We start from the raw sequence: 6,579 nt of genomic DNA, 5'->3' as shown, positions 1-6,579 counted from the left end.
CGGTACATCGAAGGCTTTTACAACCGACAACGGCGGCATTCGGCGATCAGTTATCAGTCGCCGGACAACTACGAGCCGCTCTTCTTCAAAAGGGCTACTTAGGGAATAAAACGTGTCCGCTATTGCGAAGACAGGTCATCAGCCTGTCTCGTTCCGACTCCGCTTTTTTGTACACGGCCCTAGCATCTTTTCTAAGTTGCGGTTGAACTGCATCTATCTGCCTGCGTCTTGACAAGTTCCTGCTTGACTGCCCATGAGAAGTGATGCTATTATAAAGATATAAGGAGGCAGAACATAATGGAAAACTTGACTGGACACTTTCTCATCGCAACCCCGCAGATGCCCGATCCTCGATTCCGGGAGCAGGTAATCTATATCTGTGCGCACAGCCGTGAAGGCTCGATGGGTGTGGCCATCAACAATCCCAATCAGGAAATCAGCATGATGGAAATCCTCCTTAGCACCAACATCCCTCTGCCTGAAGGGCCGCTGCCGCCTGTTTACACCGGCGGACCGGTGGAAATGGAATCCGGCTTCATTCTGTATAATGCTGACCGGCAGATAAGCAGCGGTCTTACCATCACCGAGAGTATTGTCCTGTCCCGCGAGTCCAAGCTGCTGGAAGACATCTCTAAAGGCCACGGGCCAAAAGATTATCTCTTCCTGCTCGGCTACGCGGGCTGGGGGCCAGGCCAGTTGGAGGCGGAGTTAATCGACAACTCGTGGCTAACCGTGCCCGGTGATGCCAGTATCCTCTTTCATACCCCAGACGAGTTGAAATGGAAAAAGGCGGCTCGCCGCTTCGGTATCGACATCGCCATGTTCAGCGGCATTGTTGGCAATGCCTGAGGGGGATAAGTTGAACAGTGCAGCAGAAGGGCGGCCTCGCAGTGAGCCGCCTTTCTTTTTCTCCGGGTGGACAGCAGTCTACTGCGGAAAACTTCACTATGACAAGGAGGGCATCATGTTCCTAAAAACCTTTCTTCTGGTACTGAGTGGTCTTTTTTTGCTGATACCCGGCCCAGCAGCGGCGCAGAGTGTCAACGTGGAGGTGGTCTCTGACCGGGGCTGGATCTTTCCCACGTACCCGATCTCCTCGCGGGATAATAGCTGGCGTGCTTACGTCGAGGCAAAGCATGATGCCCGTTACGGCATCCGAGTGATTAACAATACAGACCGCCGGATCGGCTTAGTCATTGCCGTGGATGGGCGGAACATCATTTCAGGCCAGCGGTCGTCTTTAGATAGCTCAGAGCGGATGTATGTCCTCAGCCCTTATGATTCGCAAACCTACGATGGCTGGCGCACGAACCGAGACACCATCAATCGTTTTTATTTTACAAACGAAGGAGATTCCTATGCAGGGGCCTGGGATGATTATAGCGCGATGGGCGTGATCGCAGTTGCGGTTTTTTCTGAAAAGATTTATCGTCCAAGGCCGCAGCCCTCTCCTTGGTCTTCTGAGCGGCGCAATGATTCAAGGGAATACAGTGCAGAAGCTGCGCCAGGTACAGGTTTTGGCGAAGAAGAATATTCCTCTTCCGTGCGCGTTGAATTCAGGCCAGAACGCTCTCCGCTAGAAAAGCATTTCTTCAAATACGAATGGCGAGAAACTTTGTGCCGGAAACATATCATTTCTTGTCGGCCTTATTCGCCACCGCGCGAGAATCGTTTCTGGGATGACGATGACGGTTATGTAGCACCGCCACCCAGATAGAGTCAATTCCTGCTCGTTTGCCAAGGAGTTTGGCTCGGCCAGAAAGGAGTTGGAGTCGGCAAAAAAGGAGTTCGGCTTGGCCAAACTCCTTTCCTATTAAGCCACCAAGGAGTTCTGCCGACTCAAACTCCTTTCCAAGTCGGCAAAACTCCTCTGCGGCTCAACAGAACTCCTTTGGTAGTCGGCCAGACTCCTTTTCTGCCGAGTACAACTCCTTTGCAAGTTAACAGAACTCCTCTTTGGCCAAACCGAACTGCTTGGTAAACGACTCTGAGAGATCAATGCCATGGATTGCCAATATATCAGCGAACTTTTTTTCAGTGGTTTGACCCGTGGCTCCATTTACGCCCTGATTGCCCTGGGCTATACCATGGTTTACGGCATCATTGGCCTGATCAACTTTGCCCACGGCGAAATCTACATGATCGGCGCGTTCACCGCCTACATCGCTGCCTCAGTGCTGGCGATTGCCGGTTTTCCTGCTGCCGCTATCTTCCCCCTTGCCGTGTTGGCTGCAACGGTCTGGGCCGGGGCATACGGCTTTACCGTCGAAAAACTGGCCTACCGACCTCTGCGCCACGCACCTCGACTCTCGCCACTGATCTCTGCCATTGGCATGTCGATTGTTCTACAGAATTATGTCCTGCTTGCCCAGACCCCAGATTTCCTCGCCTTCCCAGAACTGATCCCCTCTTTCGAGCTGCCTGAGAAAGTTGCCGCTCTAATCGGCCCAACAGATCTGGTGATCCTGCTGATCACGGCTGCGGCAATGGCTGGCCTGACTTGGTTGATCAAATTTACCCGGTTGGGCAAGGCCATGCGGGCCACGGCCCAGGATCAAACCATGTCCATGCTCCTGGGCATTGATGTCAACTGGGTCATTTCCGCCACCTTTGTTATTGGCTCTGCCTTGGCCGCACTTGGCGGCCTGCTGATCGCCTCCCATGTTGGCCAGATCAATGTCTCCATCGGCTTCATCGCGGGCATCAAGGCCTTCACAGCGGCGGTACTCGGCGGCATTGGCTCCATACCTGGCGCAGTGCTCGGCAGCTTCATTCTTGGCCTGACCGAAGCCTTTGCCGCAGGCTATGTCTCCAGCGACTATGAAGATGTTTTCGCCTTCTCCTTGCTGGTGCTGATCCTGATCTTCCGGCCAGCGGGCATTCTTGGCAAAGCAACCTCAGAAAAAGTATGATGTATGCTGCCAGCGGGCGATGCACGCAAATTAACCCCAATCATCAAGAAAAAACCATGAGCAGCGAATTCAGTGCGGCAGTCATCAGAGGTGGCTTTATTGAGCTGTGCAGTCTGCTGAAGCTGGAGAACCTAGCGGCCAGCGGCGGAGAGGCAAAGCAGATGATCAGCGCAGGTATGGTGCGGGTTAACGGCGAGCTAGAGACCAGGAAGCGTAAAAAAATTCTTGTCGGCGATCTGGTGGAATGCAATGGCAGGCAGGTAAGGGCGGTCGCGCAAGAATCCGCATGATGCTTTATTCTTCATTATTCTATTGCCGGACGCAGTTGGGTATAGTACAGGAGAATCTGATCCACTGTCCTCCAAGGAGCAACAGAAAATATCCGCTATGAAATACGCCCGCGTCTGCCTGCACAGCTTCGGCTACGAGTTGCCGCCCAATGTTGTCACTTCCGCTGATCTGGAGCAGCAGCTCGCTCCAGTCTATGAACGCCTCAAACTACCTGAAGGTCGCCTAGAGCTGATGAGCGGCATTCGCAGCCGTCGTTTCTGGGATCCTGGCACCAAGCCCAGCGAAGCTGCTGCCCTCGCTGGCAGGAAAGCACTCACAGCCTCCGGTCTGACCCCAGCAGACATTGATTTTCTGGTCTTCACCTCAGTGAGCCGGGATATGATGGAGCCTGCCACTGCCTCTTTTGTCCACCGCAGCCTTGGCCTGCCTGAGCACTGCCAGATTTTCGATCTTTCCAACGCCTGCCTTGGCTTCCTGAACGGGATGCTGGTCCTGGCTAACATGATCGAGCTGGGCCAAGTCCGCTATGGTTTGATTGTGGCTGGAGAGACTGCTGAGGAACTGATCCGCTCGACAGTGCAGCAATTGCTCACAGACGAGACGCTGACCCGCAAAACGATCAAGCCTGCCTTTGCTTCCCTGACTATCGGCTCTGGGGCAGTTGCTTTGGTGATGGGTTCCAAAAAGCTGCATGACACCGGCCATCATTTGGTTGCCGGAGCTTGTCGATCTCATACTAGACACAACGATCTCTGCCAAGGTGGCCAGAACAGCGAGCAGGAGACCTTGATGTCAACTGATGCAGAGCTGCTCCTGGAGAAAGGGATAGAGACAGCAGCCATGTGCTGGCAAGCCTTCTTGCAGGAAAGTGGCTGGGACAAGGAAAGCATCCGTCGTTTCTTCTGCCATCAGGTGGGGCAAGCCCACGCCCGCCAGCTCTTTTCTACCTTAGAGCTAGACCCGCTGCGTAACTTTGAGACCTTGTCTGTGCTGGGCAATATTGGCTCAGTGTCCGCGCCCATCACCATGGCGATGGGCATTGAGAAGGGCAAGCTCAAGCCAGGCCAGCGAGCAGCCTTGCTCGGCATTGGTTCTGGGATTAACTCGGTGATGCTGGGGATTGAGTGGTAATGCCCCTCTTAGCCGAATACCCCTTCACGCCTCAGTCATTCCGCACTGCTGACAGCCATCATCTGTCCTACCTCGATGAAGGTAGTGGCCCAGCTGTGGTTATGGTACATGGCAACCCCTCTTGGTCGTACCTCTATCGGAACGTGGTCAGTGCGCTCAAGGCTAATTACCGCTGCATTGCCCCTGACCATCTCGGCTGCGGATATTCGGATAAGCCGCAGGACTATCCCTATCAGCTTCGTAACCATATAGACAACTTCACCGCCCTGCTCGATCACCTACGCATTGAACGCTGCGTGCTGATTGTCCATGACTGGGGCGGAGCTATTGGCATGGGCTGGGCTGGGCAGCATCCTGAGCGCGTTGCCGGGTTGGTGGTGCTGAACACAGCCGCGTTCCATGCTAACCTGCTTGCCTTGCGGATTGCAATCTGTCGCTGGCCTGTACTGGGCGCACTCCTGGTACGGGGACTCAACGGCTTTGCTTGGCCTGCTACTTTCATGGCAGTGTGCAAGAGGATGCGAGCCGAGGTCAAGGCCGGCTTCTTAGCTCCTTACAATAGCTGGGCCAACCGCGTAGCTGTGCATCGCTTTGTCCGGGATATTCCCTTAAAGCCCACCCATCCTTCCTGGGCAACCTTGAGCACGGTTGAAGCCTCCTTAGAACGTTTACAGGACAAACCCATGCTCATTTGTTGGGGCGGAAAAGACTTTTGCTTCAACGATTATTTCTATGCAGAATGGCAGCGGCGTTTCCCTAACGCGCAAAGCTATTATTTCCCTAATGCAGGGCACTATGTGCTGGAAGATGCCCTTCCTGAAATACTGCCTTTCCTCACTGTGTTCCTTCAAAGCTGCCACTAGATGCACGCCTTGTTTGTCCACGGTCTGGGACGTTCGCCGCTGTCTGCTTGGCCAATGCTTAGGCAGCTCAGACGCAGTGGTCTGTCTGCCAACACTTTTGCTTACTGGGCTGCTTTCGAGTCCTTTGAGCGCATCCGACTTCGGCTTGTCCGCCGACTCACCGATCTTGCAGCGCAGGAGGCAGACTACATCCTTATTGGTCACTCGCTTGGCGGTGTTCTCCTGCGGGCTGCCTTAGCTTCACTGCCTCCGCAGACCCGGCTACCACGCCACCTCTTCCTCATTGCCTCGCCTATCTCTTCTGCTTGTCTGGCCAGGAAACTGCACACCAATCCCATCTTCCGTTTTGCTACAGGTGACTGCGGTCAGCTCCTTGCTTCAGATGCGCGCATGGCCTCTATTCCTGCCAGTCCTGTTCCTGCTACAGCGATTATCGGCATCCAAGGTTTACCCTGGATATCTTCGGTCTTTGCCGGAGAGCTGAATGATGGTGTCGTTGCACTCTCTGAGGTGCGTGCCAACTGGCTGCATCAGCAGATCCACGTCCAGCTCATCCACACACTCCTCCCTGCTAGCTCAAAGGTTGGGGAAATCATCCTGCGTACTGTCCTATCGTGAGCCTGTTCTGGCTTCCTCCTCAAAGAGTGAAATCAGCCTTGACGCTTGCTTGTGGTTTGAAAAAAGCACTCCCGTGCTCATCGGAAAACATAGTACTATGTCGGAAAAAACCATAGTGCTTGCGCGTCAGAAACCATAGCACTTGTGCGTATGACGACATAGTGCTTGTGCGTAGTACGACATAGTACTATGTTTTCCGACGCGCAAGCATTATGTTTTCCAGGAGCAGCAGGGTAGGTGGGGCGTTGTGCAGCGGCTGAGTGGAAGGCGACAAGTGCGATGCGCCATGCAAATGCTCCTTGTCTCATTTACGGATCAGAGCGGAATGGGTAAGGGGAGGAAAAACATAACGGAGCACCGTTGCAAGAAGTAACCCGCACAGAATCCCCGTAGTATTTGCCAGTAGATCCTGCCACTCGCAATACCGCTGGAAATACGGTTGCAGTAATTCTATACCCCCACTATAGGCAATAAAGAAGCCAGCGTAGAACAACCATTGCTTTGGCCTACGCAAGGCTGTTGGAAACATCAATGCCGAATAAGCAATAAGATGGTTTGTTTTATCACTTCCCGGCATTGGTGGCATAACATCCACTGACCAGAACGATGAAATCGTAATAACTATAAGAGCAGATAAGGTAAATGCACGCCAATGTGTTTGGATAAAGACGAGTGGTCTTATCATAGTAAGATCTTCCTATGGGAGGTTTGAGGAATATAAACGATACCAAACCTAGGCACGCGCAGAGCCGTGCCCAGGATGG

8 protein-coding genes are annotated in these 6,579 nt (G+C 53.5%); 7 read left to right on the top strand and 1 reads right to left on the bottom strand.

All coding sequences use genetic code 11. The features are described 5' to 3' along the window. Positions 1 to 339: 339 nt before the first annotated feature. From ACNKIB_RS05270 to ACNKIB_RS05240, 7 genes are all read left to right on the top strand, one after another. Positions 340 to 849 (top strand): YqgE/AlgH family protein, encoded by a 510-nt coding sequence (locus ACNKIB_RS05270; protein WP_417909502.1) that lies wholly within the window; start codon positions 340 to 342, stop codon positions 847 to 849. A 115-nt stretch (positions 850 to 964) separates the two neighbouring features. Beyond that, a complete protein-coding gene (locus tag ACNKIB_RS05265; RefSeq protein WP_417909501.1) occupies positions 965 to 1,717 on the top strand; it encodes a hypothetical protein in 753 nt (250 codons plus the stop codon). Positions 1,718 to 2,003: 286 nt separating this feature from the next. Beyond that, complete coding sequence (locus ACNKIB_RS05260) at positions 2,004 to 2,912, top strand: branched-chain amino acid ABC transporter permease (protein ID WP_417909500.1); 909 nt, start codon at positions 2,004 to 2,006, stop codon at positions 2,910 to 2,912. Between the two features lie 56 nt (positions 2,913 to 2,968). Continuing rightward, positions 2,969 to 3,202: an RNA-binding S4 domain-containing protein gene (locus ACNKIB_RS05255; protein ID WP_417909499.1), complete on the top strand. Its 234-nt coding sequence runs from the start codon at positions 2,969 to 2,971 to the stop codon at positions 3,200 to 3,202. Between the two features lie 97 nt (positions 3,203 to 3,299). Then, on the top strand, positions 3,300 to 4,334 hold the full coding sequence (locus ACNKIB_RS05250; protein WP_417909498.1) for a 3-oxoacyl-ACP synthase III: 1,035 nt from the start codon (positions 3,300 to 3,302) through the stop codon (positions 4,332 to 4,334). Then, a complete protein-coding gene (locus ACNKIB_RS05245) occupies positions 4,334 to 5,197 on the top strand; it encodes an alpha/beta fold hydrolase (RefSeq protein ID WP_417909503.1) in 864 nt (287 codons plus the stop codon). Before ACNKIB_RS05250 ends, ACNKIB_RS05245 begins: the two co-directional genes overlap by 1 nt. Then, positions 5,198 to 5,815: an esterase/lipase family protein gene (locus tag ACNKIB_RS05240; RefSeq protein ID WP_417909497.1), complete on the top strand. Its 618-nt coding sequence runs from the start codon at positions 5,198 to 5,200 to the stop codon at positions 5,813 to 5,815. 304 nt (positions 5,816 to 6,119) lie between these two features. Here the strand turns inward: ACNKIB_RS05240 and ACNKIB_RS05235 are convergent, their stop codons facing one another. Then, complete coding sequence (locus ACNKIB_RS05235) at positions 6,120 to 6,500, bottom strand: VanZ family protein (RefSeq protein ID WP_417909496.1); 381 nt, start codon at positions 6,498 to 6,500, stop codon at positions 6,120 to 6,122. Positions 6,501 to 6,579: the final 79 nt, after the last annotated feature.

The sequence above is a fragment of the Candidatus Electronema sp. PJ genome (assembly GCF_048287395.1).
Lineage (GTDB): Bacteria > Desulfobacterota > Desulfobulbia > Desulfobulbales > Desulfobulbaceae > Electronema.
This window is presented reverse-complemented; position numbering and strand designations above follow the sequence as displayed.